The 17,527-nt window shown below is 53.7% G+C and carries 12 protein-coding genes, 2 tRNA genes and 3 rRNA genes; 8 read left to right on the top strand and 9 right to left on the bottom strand.

Annotated elements, in window-relative coordinates; translation table 11 throughout:
• The first annotated feature begins 42 nt into the window (after positions 1-42).
• Entirely contained in the window at positions 43-798 is a 756-nt protein-coding gene (gene gloB / locus KGP17_RS05065) for a hydroxyacylglutathione hydrolase (protein WP_021805639.1), read from the top strand.
• Positions 799-869: 71 nt separating this feature from the next.
• Entirely contained in the window at positions 870-2,243 is a 1,374-nt protein-coding gene (gene mltD / locus KGP17_RS05060) for a murein transglycosylase D (protein WP_115158538.1), read from the top strand.
• 55 nt (positions 2,244-2,298) lie between these two features.
• Here mltD and KGP17_RS05055 read toward each other — a convergent pair whose 3' ends face one another.
• On the bottom strand, positions 2,299-3,072 hold the full coding sequence (locus KGP17_RS05055) for an endonuclease/exonuclease/phosphatase family protein (protein WP_021181971.1): 774 nt from the start codon (positions 3,070-3,072) through the stop codon (positions 2,299-2,301).
• A gap of 250 nt (positions 3,073-3,322) precedes the next feature.
• A complete protein-coding gene (locus KGP17_RS05050; protein WP_179249142.1) occupies positions 3,323-4,498 on the bottom strand; it encodes an MFS transporter in 1,176 nt (391 codons plus the stop codon).
• A gap of 105 nt (positions 4,499-4,603) precedes the next feature.
• On the opposite strand from KGP17_RS05050, the gene yafC reads away from it, so the two are divergent.
• Positions 4,604-5,494 carry a DNA-binding transcriptional regulator YafC gene (gene yafC, locus KGP17_RS05045; RefSeq protein WP_021805641.1) on the top strand — a complete coding sequence of 297 codons (891 nt, stop codon included), beginning with the start codon at positions 4,604-4,606 and terminating at the stop codon, positions 5,492-5,494.
• On the opposite strand, the gene KGP17_RS05040 is transcribed toward yafC, so the two are convergent.
• Entirely contained in the window at positions 5,491-6,363 is an 873-nt protein-coding gene (locus KGP17_RS05040) for a hypothetical protein (protein WP_223498952.1), read from the bottom strand. The genes yafC and KGP17_RS05040 overlap by 4 nt on opposite strands.
• Before the next feature lie 178 nt (positions 6,364-6,541).
• On the opposite strand from KGP17_RS05040, the gene KGP17_RS05035 reads away from it, so the two are divergent.
• The 5 genes from KGP17_RS05035 to KGP17_RS05015 are packed head-to-tail and all read left to right on the top strand — an operon-like array spanning position 6,542 to position 10,874.
• Positions 6,542-7,828, top strand: coding sequence for a PTS sugar transporter subunit IIC (locus tag KGP17_RS05035; protein ID WP_021805643.1), 1,287 nt, complete (start codon positions 6,542-6,544; stop codon positions 7,826-7,828).
• 1 nt (position 7,829) lies between these two features.
• Positions 7,830-8,795, top strand: a complete 966-nt coding sequence (locus KGP17_RS05030) for a N(4)-(beta-N-acetylglucosaminyl)-L-asparaginase (protein ID WP_021805644.1) — start codon at positions 7,830-7,832, stop codon at positions 8,793-8,795.
• Entirely contained in the window at positions 8,788-10,248 is a 1,461-nt protein-coding gene (locus tag KGP17_RS05025; protein ID WP_223498951.1) for a M17 family metallopeptidase, read from the top strand. Before KGP17_RS05030 ends, KGP17_RS05025 begins: the two co-directional genes overlap by 8 nt.
• Position 10,249: 1 nt before the next feature.
• Positions 10,250-10,561, top strand: a complete 312-nt coding sequence (locus KGP17_RS05020; RefSeq protein WP_021805646.1) for a PTS sugar transporter subunit IIB — start codon at positions 10,250-10,252, stop codon at positions 10,559-10,561.
• 1 nt (position 10,562) lies between these two features.
• Positions 10,563-10,874: a PTS lactose/cellobiose transporter subunit IIA gene (locus KGP17_RS05015; protein ID WP_223498950.1), complete on the top strand. Its 312-nt coding sequence runs from the start codon at positions 10,563-10,565 to the stop codon at positions 10,872-10,874.
• A gap of 47 nt (positions 10,875-10,921) precedes the next feature.
• Here KGP17_RS05015 and dkgB read toward each other — a convergent pair whose 3' ends face one another.
• The 6 genes from dkgB to KGP17_RS04985 all read right to left on the bottom strand — a co-directional run bounded on the left by dkgB (position 10,922) and on the right by KGP17_RS04985 (position 17,243).
• Positions 10,922-11,725, bottom strand: a complete 804-nt coding sequence (gene dkgB / locus KGP17_RS05010; protein ID WP_223498949.1) for a 2,5-didehydrogluconate reductase DkgB — start codon at positions 11,723-11,725, stop codon at positions 10,922-10,924.
• 215 nt (positions 11,726-11,940) lie between these two features.
• Positions 11,941-12,017, bottom strand: a tRNA-Asp gene (locus KGP17_RS05005).
• 94 nt (positions 12,018-12,111) lie between these two features.
• Positions 12,112-12,227: ribosomal RNA gene (gene rrf / locus KGP17_RS05000) — 5S ribosomal RNA — on the bottom strand.
• A gap of 104 nt (positions 12,228-12,331) precedes the next feature.
• Positions 12,332-15,239 (bottom strand): 23S ribosomal RNA (locus KGP17_RS04995).
• A 242-nt stretch (positions 15,240-15,481) separates the two neighbouring features.
• A tRNA-Glu gene (locus tag KGP17_RS04990) sits at positions 15,482-15,557 on the bottom strand.
• Positions 15,558-15,702: 145 nt separating this feature from the next.
• Positions 15,703-17,243 (bottom strand): 16S ribosomal RNA (locus tag KGP17_RS04985).
• The 16S, 23S and 5S rRNA genes sit together here with 2 tRNA genes alongside, the layout of an rRNA operon.
• Between the last annotated feature and the right edge of the window lie 284 nt (positions 17,244-17,527).

Below are 17,527 nucleotides of genomic sequence, written 5' to 3'. Positions count from 1 at the left end.
GTTTAGTATCTCTTTCAAGCCGTTGCCAACGAGAGGTGTTCCATGAATCTTATCAGCATTCCCGCTTTTCAGGACAATTACATTTGGTTATTGGCTAACCAGCAAGGGCGCTGCGTGATCGTCGATCCCGGCGAAGCTGGCCCGGTATTGGCGGCGTTGTCCCAACGGCAACTCACCCCCGAGGCCATATTATTAACCCACCACCACCACGACCACGTCGGCGGCGTAGCGGAAATCGTTGCGCAATATCCGGATCTGCCGGTGTATGGCCCTCAGGAAACCGCTAATAAGGGAGCAAATCGGTTGGTTCAGGATGGCGATATCCTGGAAATTGGCGGGCGTAGCTACACCACCATCGCAGTTCCCGGGCATACCCTAGGTCACGTGGCATTCTACAGTGCACCTTATCTTTTCTGTGGGGATACGCTTTTTTCTGCGGGCTGCGGACGGCTTTTTGAAGGGACGGCAGAGCAAATGTACCACTCATTTCAACGGCTCGCGCAACTTCCCGACGAAACCCTAATTTGTTGCGCACACGAGTACACGCTCTCAAACCTTAAGTTTGCCAGGACAATTTTGCCGCAAGACCGCCAAATTGAAACATATCAGCAACAAATTGAGCAATCAAGGGCAAAAGGAGTGCCTAGCCTGCCCACAACGTTGCAATTAGAGCGTAAAATTAATCTATTTTTACGCTGCCATGACACTGATTTACAAAAGAAAATAGGCTTTAACTCACCACCGAGCCAGCTTCATTCGGTTTTTTCCGAATTACGCCTGCGCAAGGATGCCTTCTAAGCTTTTAGTTGTGTTTTTTGGCGAAGTAAAGTATCCTTGCTCGTCTTTTAAGCAACTATATTGACACACACATGAAGGCTAAAGCGATACTTCTCGCCTCGGTCTTGCTGGTAGGTTGCCAGTCATCCTGGAAGGATGCACCGGCCCCAAAGCAGCATGCACAGAGTCTGTCTTCGGCAGGTCAAGAAAGTGAAGCAGGAGAGTACACAGCGAGTTCGGCACGGTGGCTAGACAGTAACAGTAGCGCCGCTCAGCAGAACCTGTGGAACTTCATTAGCGACGAGCTGAAGATGGAGGTTCCGGAAAACGACCGGATCCGTGAACAGAAAAGAAAATATTTAAAAAGTAAGAGCTATCTCCACGATGTAACACTACGGGCAGAGCCGTACATGTACTGGATAGTCGGGCAGATTAAGAAACGCAATATGCCGATGGAACTGGTACTGCTACCCATAGTGGAGAGCGCTTTTGACCCTCACGCCACGTCAAGTGCCAATGCCGCAGGGCTATGGCAGATCGTGCCGCAAACGGGTCGCAATTATGGTTTGAAAAACAATCAGTGGTATGACGGGCGCCGTGATGTTGTGGCCTCGACGACTGCTGCGCTTAACATGATGGAGCGTTTGAACCGCATGTTTGACGGTGACTGGTTATTGACCATCGCCGCCTATAACAGTGGTGAAGGCCGAGTCATGCAAGCGGTTAAGGCGAATAAACGTCAGGGTAAGTCCACTGAGTTCTGGGCATTGTCGCTTCCGCGTGAAACGTCAATCTATGTCCCGAAAATGCTGGCACTGAGCGATATCATCAAGCACAGCAAAAAGTACGGCGTCAAGTTGCCAAAAACTGACGAAACCCGTGCACTGGCGCGTATTGATGTCGGGCAGCAGATCCAGCTGACTCAGGCGGCAGAGATGTCTGGGCTTTCTCTCACCAAGATGAAGGCTTATAACCCTGGCTACAAGAAAGGCGTTACGGCACCTAATGGGCCCCATTACATCATGGTTCCCAAAAAGAATGCCGCACAGTTGAAAGACTCGTTGGCCGACGGACAGATAGCTGCAACATTACCAACCACCCAGTTGGCAAAGAACAGCGGCCTGTCAGGCGGAAGTGCGTATAAGGTTCGTTCCGGCGATACGTTATCCACCATCGCCAAACGGCTGAACGTTAAGACCAGCGATTTGCAGAGTTGGAACAATTTGCGTGGCAAGAGCACGCTGAAAGTTGGGCAAACCCTGCAAGTGGCCAGCAATGCCAGAGATAACAGCAGCATCACCTACCAAGTGCGTAAAGGTGATTCGCTTTCCAGCATTGCACGTCGTCACGGCGTCGAAATTAACGACGTGATGCGTTGGAACTCAACGCTCGGCAAAGCCAGCAGTTTGCAACCTGGTGTGAAGCTGACGCTGTTTGTCAGCAACAAATCGTCGCCGGAAACCTAAGTTTTCGCTACAAAAAAAGCATCCCTCGGGATGCTTTTTTATTGGCCAAATTTCGCTACCAGACCGGTTGATCGGTTTGCGAATGGAACTCCACCAGCAGCGGATTGTGGTCTGAGGCCTGAGTCACCAGCACCGAGGCCTCTGTAACGCCCAGGTTGCGGTAAAAGATAAAATCCAACGGGCGGCCAAAGGCTTTGCGGCGATGATCGTCGGCGAAATTGACCTCGTGCAACGCCATATCGCTGGCAAATTGATACAGCGCGTTGATGCGCTTGCGGCTCCAGGCGTTAAAATCTCCCGCCATAATCACCGGCCCCCGATGAAGGGCGATCTGCTCGCCAATCGGGCCAAGCTGCTTGCTGTAAACGTCCACTCCCAGGCTAAAGTTCACCGCGTGGATATTCACGACCATTAACAGTTGGCCATCTAATAGAGGGTAGACGGTGATCAACGCCGACTTGGCCAAACGCAGCAGCGGCTCCCGTTCGCGCAGCGGGCAACAATACACCGGATGTGCAGCCGCCAGCGTCATCACGCCGGAAGGGTGTTGCGGCAACACAAAGGCGGGCACCTGATCGGCCGCCAGATAGTTAGAGGTGGCAAAGCTGACCAATTCCGGCGTGGTCTGCGCCTCCTGCAATAGCACCAGCTGCGCATCTTTACCGAAGTCTTTCAATACCGAAAGCCAATCGGCACGCTGCTGTTTGAAAATATTCCATACCATCACCCGCAGCGCACCAGACGTAGGCAACGCGGCCCCGGGCGGTAGCGGCTGATTGATGGCACCAGGGAAAATCCGTTCAACTGGCTGGCCCGCAACATACCTCATTGCATAAGTTCGTTTCGGCACGTTATTCGCCTATTTCCCGTTCGGATGAAAATCACGTTGATAGCAACCTGGCTACCAAGACTCAATTCAGTATACGCCTGAGCGGCTCTGCCAACATGGCTTTTAGAGATCCAGTTATAGGGGCAAGGCGGGCCGATTTCAATCAATGCCGTGTATGTGTCTGTAAAGGTTCGCGCTGAATGCGCAAAGGCCCGCCAATGCGGGCCAAGAAGAAAGGTACAAGATGGGATCAGGCGAACTGCCGTGGGTGTTGTTTATCCAAGCGGCCACTGAGGCCAATCAGTAAAAACGCCCCCACGACAATCAGCGCACCGATCCAAGGCGTTTGTGCCAACCCTAGCGAAGCCACGGTCTGCCCGCCAATCACGGAGCCCAATGCTATCCCCACGTTAAAAGCCGCGATATTCAGGCCTGAAGCAACGTCCACCGCGTTCGGCGTGTACTGCTCGGCCTTCTGCACCACATAAACCTGCAAGCCTGGGACATTGCCAAAGGCAAATACCCCCATCACCACTACAGTCAGCAGCGCGGCGGTGCTGTGGCTGGCGGTAAATTGAAACACCAACAGCAAAGCGGCTAACGCGGCAAAGATAAAGCTCAGTGCCCGCACCGCGCCATGACGGTCGGCCAGCTTGCCGCCCCAAATGTTACCGATGGCTACCGCTATGCCATAGGCCAGCAAAATCCAACTGACGGCCGGAGCCGAAAAGCCAGCCAACTCCTGCATCATCGGTGCCAGGAAGGTGAAGGTCGTGAACACCCCGCCGTAGCCCAGCGCGGTAACGGCGTAAATCAGCAGCAGGCGCGGGTGTGTCAGCACTTGCAGCTGATCGCGGATGCTGGCACTGGCCTGGTTCTTGATGTTGTTCGGGATCAGGATCAGGCTGGCAATAATCGCCACCATGCCAATCAACGACACCGCCAGGAAGGTCTCACGCCAGCCGAAGTGCTGGCCGATAAAGGTGCCTAACGGCACGCCGGTCACCAGCGCAACGGTCAAGCCACCAAACATGATGGCGATCGCCATTGCCGCCTTCTCTTTGGCTACCAGGCTAGTGGCAATCGTCGAACCCACCGAGAAAAACACCCCGTGCGCCAGGCCAGTCAGTAAACGAGCAACTACCAGTGACTCATAGCTCGGTGACTGCCAGGCCAGCAGGTTGCCAAGGGTGAACAGCACCATCAGGCCCACCAGCAGCATCTTGCGCGGCACGCGGCCGGTTAAAGCGGTCAGTACCGGCGCCCCGATCGCCACCCCAATGGCGTACAGGGTCACCAGCAGCCCTGCGGACGGCACGGTGACGTTCAACTGCTCGGCGATGGTCGGGATCAAGCCGACAATCACAAACTCCGTGGTGCCGATGGCATAGGCACTGATGGTCAAGGCAAGTAAAGCGAGAGGCATTGCTAACTCCAAAATAGCGTTCGGGTTGATAGCGGTGATTATCTGCCTGTGCTTAAATGATAAAAATGCTCAAAATTTCAAATAAATTTTGCTGAAGGAGCAACAATGAAGGCAAATTCGGATGAACTGATCACCTTTGTCACCGTGGTGGAATGCGGTAGCTTCAGCCGTGCGGCGGAGCACTTGGAACAGGCGAACTCGGTGGTCAGCCGTACGGTTAAAAAGCTGGAGAGCAAGCTGGGGGTCACGCTGCTCAATCGCACCACCCGCCAGATAAGCCTGACGCAGGAGGGAGAAAACTATTTCCGCCAGGTGCAGAAAGTCCTGAGCGATATGGCTGCGGCGGAAAATGCGCTGATGGAGAGCCGCCAGCGGCCCCAGGGCCTGTTGCGCGTGGATGCCGCAACGCCGGTCGTGTTGCACGTGCTGACCCCGTTGGTTGGCGAGTTTCGTGCCCGCTACCCGGAAATGTCGCTCTCGCTGGTCTCTTCAGAAACCTTTATCAACCTGATTGAGCGCAAGGTCGACATTGCCATCCGCGTGGGGGAACTGACAGACTCAAGCTTGAAGGCGCGCAAACTGATGACCAGCTATCGAAAAATTGTGACGTCACCGGCCTATCTGCAGCAGTTCGGTACCCCGCAAAGCGTAGAGGAGCTGGCGCAACACTGCTGCATCGGCTTCAACGATCTGCCCAACCTGAACCGCTGGCCATTAGCCTGCGCCGATGGCCGGCAGGTGGAGATTACACCGGGGCTGACTACCAACAGCGGAGAAACACAGCGCCACCTTTGCCTGCATGGCAACGGCATCGCCTGTCTGTCGAACTTTATGATCGATGAGGATATTCAGCGTGGGGATTTAGTGCAGATCCTGGTTAAGGAGACGCTGCCGGTTGCCATACCTGTGAACGCGGTTTATTACAGCGACAGCGCCGTAAGCAACCGCCTGCGCAGCTTTATTGACTTTCTTAGCGAAAGCCTGACACCCCACTAACCTGGCCGATGCTGCAACCAGAATGCGGTGGGCGTCAGGCCACCCAGCTTCTTCTGCGGCCAGTGCTGGTTATAGCTGGCACAGAGCGCCTGCAACACGTTATCCAGCGATGAGCTCTCCGCCGCTGGTAGCAACTGCGCCAGTTGGCTTTCGAGCCGCAGCACAATCTCCATTTGCGGTAACGCGGGTTGTTGCAACTTTATCCCCTGCTCCCGGCACCATAGCTGTAAGGGATGGGTTTGAGACTCGCTATTGCCGAACAGCTTTTTATTTTCAGTCTCAATAGATTGTATATCACCTGGGCAGTGCGGTAACAGTTCCTTCAGCCAGTTGACCACCAGCATCGGCGAGGCTCCCGCAAAGGCTCGTGCACTCAGCCAGCCGCTGACCTTCTCTTCGGCCCACAAGAGGTGCTGCTCGCCGCCATCTTCGGCCGATAGGCTAATTCGTTGATAAAAAAGAGCGAGATTCCCCGGCCGTTCACCAGCCTTCACCGCCTTTTTACCTCGTAGCGCCCTATTTTCTGCCTCACCACGTTGGCCCACACCTCGCAGATAGCGATCCAATCCTGCACGGGAGATCGGCTGTTGCATGCCCTGAACCACCACCACCAGCAGCTCATCCAGCGGCAGCTGTAATTTTTGTCTCAGCCAGTTGATAAGCAAACTTTGCTCATCCGTCAGCGCCTTGCGAAGGGTCTTGGGCACCGTATGGCGATCGGCGACATCCTGGCGCTGCCGCCAACGGCGTACCGTCGCCACGGAAATGCCCAGCTCCTGCGCCAATACGCGGTCACTTTTATCCGATTGCTGGATATAACGCCGCACTCGTGGGGTGGTGGTCGCATTCGCATGCAGCTTGATTTCCATCGTGGACTCCACACTAGAATTGATGCTCTATCATAACCAATCTTGTGAGATATTTTATAAATTCACCTCACACTGTGAACTGATTCACCTTTCTTTAAAATCCATTCCCTGATAATCCCAGCTAATAAGTCGCCACCCTTACCTGTTTTCTCCAATAAGCATACCTACGGGGTTTACCATGAACAACGCTCTGGGATTTCTTGAAGCCAAGCTGATGCCTCTGGCGGCCAAGGCCGCACAGCAGCGGCATTTGTGTGCCATCCGCGGTGCCTATGTTTCCTTTATGCCGTTCATTATCGTCGGCTCGATCCTGCTGGTGATCTCGTCATTCCCCAATCAGGGTTACCAGCAGTTTATGGCAGGCCTGTTTGGCGCCAGCTGGAGCAATATCATCGAGATCCCGTTCAACGCGGTGTTCTCCACCATGTCGCTGTTTGTCAGTTTCCTTACCGCTTACCGCCTGGCGGAACATTATGACGAGGATCGCGTCTCCAGCGGTATTCTGTCGCTGGTGTGCTTCCTGATCCTCACGCCGTTTATCAAGGTAGAAGCCTTGGGCAATATCAATGTGATCCCAACCGAGTGGATCGGCAGCAAGGGGCTGTTTGTGGCGATGATCGGCTCACTGCTGTGGACCGAACTGTTCTGCTACCTCAAGCGCCGCAAGCTGATTATCAAAATGCCCGAAGGCGTACCACCGGCGGTACAGGAATCCTTCGCCGCTCTGCTGCCTGCGCTGTTCGTGATTATCCTGGTGCTGGCGATCCGTATTCTGTTCGAACACACCAGCTACCAAACCATTCATCAGTTTATTTATAACGTAGTCGCCACGCCGGTACGTCACTTTGGCACTTCCTATATCGGTGCGCTGCTGACGGTATTGAGTATCACCATCCTCTGGTCGGTGGGGATCAACTCCGGTTCGATGGTCAACGGCATCATTCGCCCGCTGTGGATGGAAAACCAGACCGACAACATCGCCGCTATCCAGGCCGGGGTCACGCCACCGCACATCGTTACCGAACAGTTCTTCGATATGATCTGGATGGGCGGCGCTGGTGCCACCCTGTCGCTGGTGATCGCCATTCTGTTCTTTGCCCGTAGCAACAGCATCCGCGAAGTAGGTCGCATGGGGGCTGCGGCTTCAATCTTCAACATTAATGAACCGATCCTGTTTGGCCTGCCGGTGATCATGAACCCTATCATGCTGATCCCCTTCAACCTGGTCCCGGTGGTGTTGGTTACCGTGCAATACGTGGCGATGAAGGTGGGGGCCGTCGCCGTCACCACCGGGGTATTTATCCCCTGGACGCTGCCGCCGGTGATCAGTGGCTTTATCGTGACCGGCCATTTGAGTGGCAGCCTGATGCAGATCGTTAACCTGCTGATCGGCGCCATGCTTTATCTGCCTTTCCTGCGCATTTTGGACAAACAATATCGCGCAGCCGAAACATCAGGAGTTTGATATGTGGGGAATGATTGCAACCTGGCGTATGGCACTGGAAGGTGTCACCCAGGCCAGTGAAACACTGAAAGCCGGAGCAAGCGCCGCACAAAGCGTGGTTAGCGCGGTGGCGGAAGTGGAGGACTTTCCGTTTTATAAATCTGTCGGTTTCGGCGGTCTGCCTACCGAAAATGGTGAGGTAGAACTGGATGCAGCCTTTATGGATGGCGATACGCTGGCCTTTGGTGCCGTTGGTAACCTGGTGGATATCGCCAACCCGGTGAAGGTTGCCCAGGCGCTGAGCCGCGAACGCTTCAACAGCGTCCTGGTGGGCGCTGGCGCACGTGAGTGGGCCCTTAGCCAAGGTTTTGCCGACAAGACCATGCTCACCGAGCGAGCAACCCAGCACTATCGTAAACGTTGCCGCGAAACCATCGATAAGGGCCTTAGCCCCTACGATGGTCACGATACCGTCGGCATTATCGGCCTCGATTTGCATGGCTCAATGAGCGTGGCCACATCTACCAGCGGCTTGTTTATGAAACGCCGTGGCCGCCTGGGTGATTCACCGGTGATTGGCTCCGGTTTCTACTGTGACAGCCAGATCGGTGCGGCAACCGCCACGGGCGTGGGTGAAGACCTGATGAAAGGCTGCACCAGCTATGAGATCGTGCGCCGTATGCAGCAAGGTATGACACCACAACAGGCGGCCGATTCGGTCGTCTTCGAGCTGGAAGACCGCCTGATTGCCCGCTTTGGCCGGGTGGGCGATCTCTCCGTAGTCTGCATGAATCGGCAGGGGGAATTCGGCATCTCTACCAATATCAAAACCTTCTCGTTTGTGGTCGCCAGCGCCATCCAGCCACCGACGGTGTACCTGGCAGAACGCCGTGCCGAGCATACCCACTACACTCCAGCCAGCAAGCAATGGCTAACCGACTATGCCGAGCGCATTCGTGCGCCGATTGAGGAGATCCATTTTGATTAATTATCGATTACTGAGTGAAATCCCCTCATGGGAAGTTAACAGCCATGTGATTAGCTATCCCGGCAGCCCACTGCAATTACCCTGCAATGCTGCCCTGTTACAGGAACTACAGGCCACCGCCCAACAGCAAACCGCCGACTGCGCCTATGGCTGTGCTCCGGCAGGTCGCGTCACACTGTTGCCAAAAACGTTCTGGCTCGATGGGCAAACCAGCAAGCTGGTCACCGCACTGCGTCCTCTACTACGCAGCGGTACTAGTACGCAGTTGATCGTCGACTGCACGGCGTTTGATCGCCGCAGCCTGCCGGCACTGAACCCTCTGCTGCACTTCCTGTTCAACCTGGATTACCAACTGAGCGATCTCGGTCTGAAAAAGGCAGACGCGTCACCCACACCGCGTATCCAGGAGTTGGTGTTCTATTGCCAGCCGGAGCAACGAGCCACTCTCGAGCAGCGGCTGTCTCAAGCGGCTGCCACCGCCATGGGGATGAAGGCAGCACGACGCATTGCCGACATGCCAAGCGATCGTTGCACCCCGGCATTTTTCGCCAGCGAGATCGCCCGCCAGATTGCACCCTATCCCAGCCTGAGCTGCGAAGTGTTGGATGAACAGCAGATCGCTGAACAGGGTCTTGGCTTGCTACAGGCGGTTGGTAAAGGTGCCGATAATCCTCCGCGTCTGGTGGTGATACGTTACCAGGGGAGCGACACTGGCCCCTTCAGCGCCTACGTGGGCAAAGGTATCACCTTCGATACCGGCGGCCTGTGGCTAAAAGGTGGCGATGGCATGTACACCATGAAATATGACATGTGTGGCGCTGCTAACGTCTTTGGCCTGATGCTGGCCGTGGCAGAACTCAAGCTGCCGGTCCGTCTGGTAGGCGTACTGGCGCTGGCCGAAAATATGATTGGTCCGGCAGCGATGCGCCCAGGCGATGTCGCAACCAGCTACAGCGGCTTAACTGTGGAAATCAATAACACCGATGCCGAGGGGCGGCTGGTGCTGGCCGATGGCATCGCCTACGCCAGCAGGTTGACCCATAATCAGCAGCCGCCAGAATACGTGATCGATCTGGCTACGCTCACCGGCGCGGTGGTCAAAGCCTTGGGTTACGATCTTAGCGGCCTGATGACCGAGGATGAAAACCTGCGTCACGATCTCACTCAGGCAGGCTTGCGTAGTGGAGATCCTCTGTGGTCGCTGCCTTTGGATGATCGCTTCAGCAAACAGGTCGAGAGCCATATTGCCGATCTGTGCAACACGCCGACCAACAATGCGGCTATCAGTACCTCTGCCGCCTACTTCCTAAGCCGTTTCAGCCCGGCGGATATTCCCTGGGCGCACCTTGATATCAGCGGTACCGCGCTGTGGCGCGAAAATGGCCGTAGCGTGGCCTCTGGCCGACCGATCCCACTTTTAATCCAGCATTTGCTGGAACGCCTGGAGAAATAACATGAAAAAGATCCTGTTAGTGTGTGACTTGGGTATGTCCACCAGTCTGCTGGTGAAAAAGATGCAGGAAGCAGCCATTGCGCGTGGTATTGATGCCGAGATCTGTGCCAAGTCGATCCGCGAATACAAAACGGCGGTAACCGAATTTGACGTCGCGCTGCTGGGGCCGCAGATCCGCTATAAGCTGGCCGAGTGCGAGAAGATTGCCCAAGAGCACCATAAAAAAGTCGCCTGCATCGATATGATGGCCTACGGCACCATGAAGGGTGACAAGGTATTGGATCAAGCCCTGGCACTGATTGAGGAGGCCTGAAATGGATTTGGAAAACGAGGTGATGGAACTGATTGCCAATGCGGGTTACGCCCGCAGTCTGGTGTTTCAAGCCATGCGCTGTGCGCGCGAAGATGAGGATTTCGTGCTGGCTGAACAGTATATGCAACAAGCGCAGGAGGCACTCTCTGGCGCTCACCACGTGCAGACCAAACTGATCGAAATGGACGAAGGCAGCGGTAAAATCCCGGTTCATCTGGTGATGGTCCATGCACAGGACCATTTGATGAACGCAATTATGTTGATGGAAATGGGCCGTGAGATTATCGCCCTACACCAAAAGATCGCTCGTTAAAACAAGCTAAGCCGTTTGTGGCCTCAAAGCCACAGACGGCCAACCTATCAATCCCAGTTTGGTGCCAGGCCTTCCGGGCTAACCAGACGGCCATTGCATTCTAATGCAGCAATCTCAGCCATTTCATCATCAGACAGCGTCAGTTGCTGGGCCAACAGATTGCTCGCCAGGTTTTCACGCTTGGTCGAGGACGGGATCACCGCATAACCCAGTTGCATAGCCCAAGCCAGGATCACCTGAGCCGCGGTCACATCACGACGCTTGGCGATATTGTTGATGACTTCATCCTGCAACGCCTTGCCATAAGCCAACGTCATATAGGAGGTGATGGCAATGCCATGCTGTTGTGCAAATTCAACCACCTGACGGTTTTGCAGATACGGCGAGAGTTCGATTTGATTGGTGGCGATCGCATCAGCACCCACCGCATCAATAGCACGCTGCATCAGTTCAACGGTGAAGTTGGAAATACCAATCTGGCGCGTCAGTCCGAGTTCCTTAGCCTTCACCAACTCCGCCATCGACTCGGCAACCGAGATTTCATCGTTCGGTGACGGCCAATGGATCAGAGTCAGATCCACATAGGAGGTTTGCAGCTTTTTCAAGCTTTCTTGCAGACTTGGGATCAGTTGGTCTTTGCCCAGGTTGGCGATCCAGATTTTGGTGGTGATAAATAGCTCTTCACGTTTCACGCCGCTGGCTACGATAGCTTGGCCAACGGCCGTTTCGTTCTCATAGATTTGTGCGGTGTCGATGGCACGGTAGCCCAGTTCCAGAGCGGTGCTCACGGAATCGATCACCACTTGATCTTGTAGACGGAAGGTACCTAAGCCAAATGCAGGGATGCTCATAATTATGTTCTCTCGGTTTGTTTATCAAAACAGCTTGAGAGGATTATGGCAGCAGTTTTGTTGATCAAAAACGCCCTATTGTGCATAAGACTTTTGATTAATTGGCAACAATAATCAGAAATTGACGCTAATTGAGGCAGGAATAAACCATTGGGGTGTTCAATTTAAGCAAATGAAAAAGCCCTGAGTCAGAGACTCAGGGCTTATCAATTAAGTGGCGGAACGGACGGGGCTCGAACCCGCGACCCCCTGCGTGACAGGCAGGTATTCTAACCAACTGAACTACCGCTCCACCGATTCTTTTACGTCGCATCTTTCGATGCTGGCAAAACCACCTGGGTGATTTCGCGCATTATCAGGTGTCATACTGATAACGTTTAATTGATGCCTGGCAGTGTCCTACTCTCGCATGGGGAGACCCCACACTACCATCGGCGCTACGGCGTTTCACTTCTGAGTTCGGCATGGGGTCAGGTGGGACCACCGCGCTATTGCCGCCAGGCAAATTCGTTTCATTCCAACCGCTTCACTCTCGTGTCGCCATCGAAACCAATCTCGGAACTTCACTGAAAATTGTCGTCTACTCTAAAACACCTTCGGTGTTGTAAGGTTAAGCCTCACGGATCATTAGTACTGGTTAGCTCAATGCATCGCTGCACTTACACACCCAGCCTATCAACGTCTTAGTCTTAAACGTTCCTTCAGGGGCCTTAAAGGCCCAGGGAAGACTCATCTCGAGGCAAGTTTCGCGCTTAGATGCTTTCAGCGCTTATCTTTTCCGCACTTAGCTACCGGGCAGTGCCATTGGCATGACAACCCGAACACCAGTGGTGCGTTCACTCCGGTCCTCTCGTACTAGGAGCAACCCCTCTCAATCTTCCAACGCCCACGGCAGATAGGGACCGAACTGTCTCACGACGTTCTAAACCCAGCTCGCGTACCACTTTAAATGGCGAACAGCCATACCCTTGGGACCTACTTCAGCCCCAGGATGTGATGAGCCGACATCGAGGTGCCAAACACCGCCGTCGATATGAACTCTTGGGCGGTATCAGCCTGTTATCCCCGGAGTACCTTTTATCCGTTGAGCGATGGCCCTTCCATTCAGAACCACCGGATCACTAAGACCTACTTTCGTACCTGCTCGAGCCGTCACTCTCGCAGTCAAGCTAGCTTATGCCTTTGCACTAACCTCACGATGTCCGACCGTGATTAGCTAACCTTCGTGCTCCTCCGTTACTCTTTGGGAGGAGACCGCCCCAGTCAAACTACCCACCAGACACTGTCCTCACCCCGGATTACGGGGCCGAGTTAGAACATCAAACATTAAAGGGTGGTATTTCAAGGTTGGCTCCATGCAGACTGGCGTCCACACTTCAAAGCCTCCCACCTATCCTACACATCAAGGCTCAATGTTCAGTGTCAAGCTATAGTAAAGGTTCACGGGGTCTTTCCGTCTTGCCGCGGGTACACTGCATCTTCACAGCGAGTTCAATTTCACTGAGTCTCGGGTGGAGACAGCCTGGCCATCATTACGCCATTCGTGCAGGTCGGAACTTACCCGACAAGGAATTTCGCTACCTTAGGACCGTTATAGTTACGGCCGCCGTTTACTGGGGCTTCGATCAAGAGCTTCGCCTTGCGGCTGACCCCATCAATTAACCTTCCAGCACCGGGCAGGCGTCACACCGTATACGTCCACTTTCGTGTTTGCACAGTGCTGTGTTTTTATTAAACAGTTGCAGCCAGCTGGTATCTGCGACTGGCTTCAGCTCCGAGAGCAAGTCTCTTCACCTACGCGCCAGCGTGCCTTCTCCCGAAGTTACGGCACCATTTTGCCTAGTTCCTTCACCCGAGTTCTCTCAAGCGCCTTGGTATTCTCTACCTGACCACCTGTGTCGGTTTGGGGTACGATTTGATGTTACCTGATGCTTAGAGGCTTTTCCTGGAAGCAGGGCATCAACTACTTCTGCACCGTAGTGCATCGTCATCACGCCTCAGGGTTAGTAAGTAACCGGATTTACCAGGTCACTCCCCCTACACGCTTAAACCGGGACAACCGTCGCCCGGCTAGCCTAGCCTTCTCCGTCCCCCCTTCGCAGTAACACCGAGTACAGGAATATTAACCTGTTTCCCATCGACTACGCCTTTCGGCCTCGCCTTAGGGGTCGACTCACCCTGCCCCGATTAACGTTGGACAGGAACCCTTGGTCTTCCGGCGAGCGGGTTTTTCACCCGCTTTATCGTTACTTATGTCAGCATTCGCACTTCTGATACCTCCAGCAAACCTCACAGTTCACCTTCAACGGCTTACAGAACGCTCCCCTACCCAACAACGCCTAAGCGTCGCTGCCGCAGCTTCGGTGCATGGTTTAGCCCCGTTACATCTTCCGCGCAGGCCGACTCGACCAGTGAGCTATTACGCTTTCTTTAAATGATGGCTGCTTCTAAGCCAACATCCTGGCTGTCTATGCCTTCCCACATCGTTTCCCACTTAACCATGACTTTGGGACCTTAGCTGGCGGTCTGGGTTGTTTCCCTCTTCACGACGGACGTTAGCACCCGCCGTGTGTCTCCCGTGATAACATTCTTCGGTATTCGGAGTTTGCATCGGTTTGGTAAGCCGGGATGGCCCCCTAGCCGAAACAGTGCTCTACCCCCGAAGATGAGTTCACGAGGCGCTACCTAAATAGCTTTCGGGGAGAACCAGCTATCTCCCGGTTTGATTGGCCTTTCACCCCCAGCCACAAGTCATCCGCTAATTTTTCAACATTAGTCGGTTCGGTCCTCCAGTTAGTGTTACCCAACCTTCAACCTGCCCATGGCTAGATCACCGGGTTTCGGGTCTATACCTTGCAACTATTCGCCCAGTTAAGACTCGGTTTCCCTACGGCTCCCCTATACGGTTAACCTTGCTACAAAATATAAGTCGCTGACCCATTATACAAAAGGTACGCAGTCACACCACGAAGGTGCTCCCACTGCTTGTACGTACACGGTTTCAGGTTCTATTTCACTCCCCTCGCCGGGGTTCTTTTCGCCTTTCCCTCACGGTACTGGTTCACTATCGGTCAGTCAGGAGTATTTAGCCTTGGAGGATGGTCCCCCCATATTCAGACAGGATGTCACGTGTCCCGCCCTACTCATCGAACTCACAGTTAATGCATTTTAGTGTACGGGGCTATCACCCTTTGCTGCGCGACTTTCCAGACGCTTCCACTAACACAAGAACTGATTCAGGTTCTGGGCTGTTCCCCGTTCGCTCGCCGCTACTAGGGGAATCTCGGTTGATTTCTTTTCCTCGGGGTACTTAGATGTTTCAGTTCCCCCGGTTCGCCTCGTATGGCTATGTATTCACCATACGATAGTGTGTCGAAACACACTGGGTTTCCCCATTCGGGTATTGCCGGTTATAACGGTTCATATCACCTTACCGACACTTTTCGCAGATTAGCACGCCCTTCATCGCCTCTGACTGCCTAGGCATCCACCGTGTACGCTTAGTCACTTAACCTCACAACCCGAAGGTGTTTCTGTAAACAGAGACACTGTCGTGCTGTTTATTTGAGAGACTCTATGACAGGTTAATCCTTACCCCAATAGTTCTACGGAGGGATAAGTTTCAGCTGTCATGTTTCAATTTTCAGCTTGTTCCAGATTGTTAAAGAGCAATATCTTAAACACGACTCGCAAGAGTCATCTTTAAGATAATCAGTCACGAATGACCGGTGATAATGTCTTTCACTCATTATCGGATGGCGTCCCCAAGGGGATTCGAACCCCTGTTACAGCCGTGAAAGGGCAGTGTCCTAGGCCTCTAGACGATGGGGACACAAAATCCGATTAAACCCAGGGTTTAACCGTTTCTCGTATCAGCATGAGTCCAGAAGACTCATTACATCAACAGGTAGCGCTTTGCTCATTACTTTTCATCAGACAATCTGTGTGGACACTGCACGCAACTGCATATCTTTAGGTAAGGAGGTGATCCAACCGCAGGTTCCCCTACGGTTACCTTGTTACGACTTCACCCCAGTCATGAATCACAAAGTGGTAAGCGCCCTCCCGAAGGTTAAGCTACCTACTTCTTTTGCAACCCACTCCCATGGTGTGACGGGCGGTGTGTACAAGGCCCGGGAACGTATTCACCGTAGCATTCTGATCTACGATTACTAGCGATTCCGACTTCACGGAGTCGAGTTGCAGACTCCGATCCGGACTACGACATACTTTATGAGGTCCGCTTGCTCTCGCGAGTTCGCTTCTCTTTGTATATGCCATTGTAGCACGTGTGTAGCCCTACTCGTAAGGGCCATGATGACTTGACGTCATCCCCACCTTCCTCCGGTTTATCACCGGCAGTCTCCTTTGAGTTCCCGCCATGACGCGCTGGCAACAAAGGATAAGGGTTGCGCTCGTTGCGGGACTTAACCCAACATTTCACAACACGAGCTGACGACAGCCATGCAGCACCTGTCTCACAGTTCCCGAAGGCACCAATCCATCTCTGGAAAGTTCTGTGGATGTCAAGAGTAGGTAAGGTTCTTCGCGTTGCATCGAATTAAACCACATGCTCCACCGCTTGTGCGGGCCCCCGTCAATTCATTTGAGTTTTAACCTTGCGGCCGTACTCCCCAGGCGGTCGACTTAACGCGTTAGCTCCGGAAGCCACGCCTCAAGGGCACAACCTCCAAGTCGACATCGTTTACAGCGTGGACTACCAGGGTATCTAATCCTGTTTGCTCCCCACGCTTTCGCACCTGAGCGTCAGTCTTTGTCCAGGGGGCCGCCTTCGCCACCGGTATTCCTCCAGATCTCTACGCATTTCACCGCTACACCTGGAATTCTACCCCCCTCTACAAGACTCTAGCTTGCCAGTTTCAAATGCAGTTCCCAAGTTAAGCTCGGGGATTTCACATCTGACTTAACAAACCGCCTGCGTGCGCTTTACGCCCAGTAATTCCGATTAACGCTTGCACCCTCCGTATTACCGCGGCTGCTGGCACGGAGTTAGCCGGTGCTTCTTCTGCGAGTAACGTCAATGAACAGTGCTATTAACACCGAACCCTTCCTCCTCGCTGAAAGTGCTTTACAACCCGAAGGCCTTCTTCACACACGCGGCATGGCTGCATCAGGCTTGCGCCCATTGTGCAATATTCCCCACTGCTGCCTCCCGTAGGAGTCTGGACCGTGTCTCAGTTCCAGTGTGGCTGGTCATCCTCTCAGACCAGCTAGGGATCGTCGCCTAGGTGAGCCATTACCTCACCTACTAGCTAATCCCATCTGGGCACATCCGATGGTGTGAGGCCCGAAGGTCCCCCACTTTGGTCCGAAGACGTTATGCGGTATTAGCTACCGTTTCCAGTAGTTATCCCCCTCCATCGGGCAGTTTCCCAGACATTACTCACCCGTCCGCCGCTCGTCACCCAGGAGCAAGCTCCCTGTGCTACCGCTCGACTTGCATGTGTTAGGCCTGCCGCCAGCGTTCAATCTGAGCCATGATCAAACTCTTCAATTAAAAGCTTGATTTGCTTCAACTCGTGAAGCGATGCTCGAAAATTAACTTTCGTAATCATTCATTCACATGAATGACTGCTTGGTCACTCTTCAAGACTTGATATTTTTTTGCTACCGAAGTAGCTGGATATCGTCTTGTGAGTGCCCACACAGATTGTCTGATAAATTGTTAAAGAGCAGTGAGTTACGCGCTTTCTCTTGCTAACTCGAGGAGGCGTATACTACGCGATTCCTCTGAAGAGTCAACCTTTATTTCGGTGTTTTCACCGGCTTGACACTTCCTGG

It is taken from the genome of Serratia sp. JSRIV001, assembly GCF_019968745.1.
Taxonomy (GTDB): domain Bacteria; phylum Pseudomonadota; class Gammaproteobacteria; order Enterobacterales; family Enterobacteriaceae; genus Chania; species Chania fonticola_B.
The sequence above is the reverse complement of the archived record's forward strand: the minus strand, read 5'-3'. Positions and strand labels throughout refer to the sequence as shown.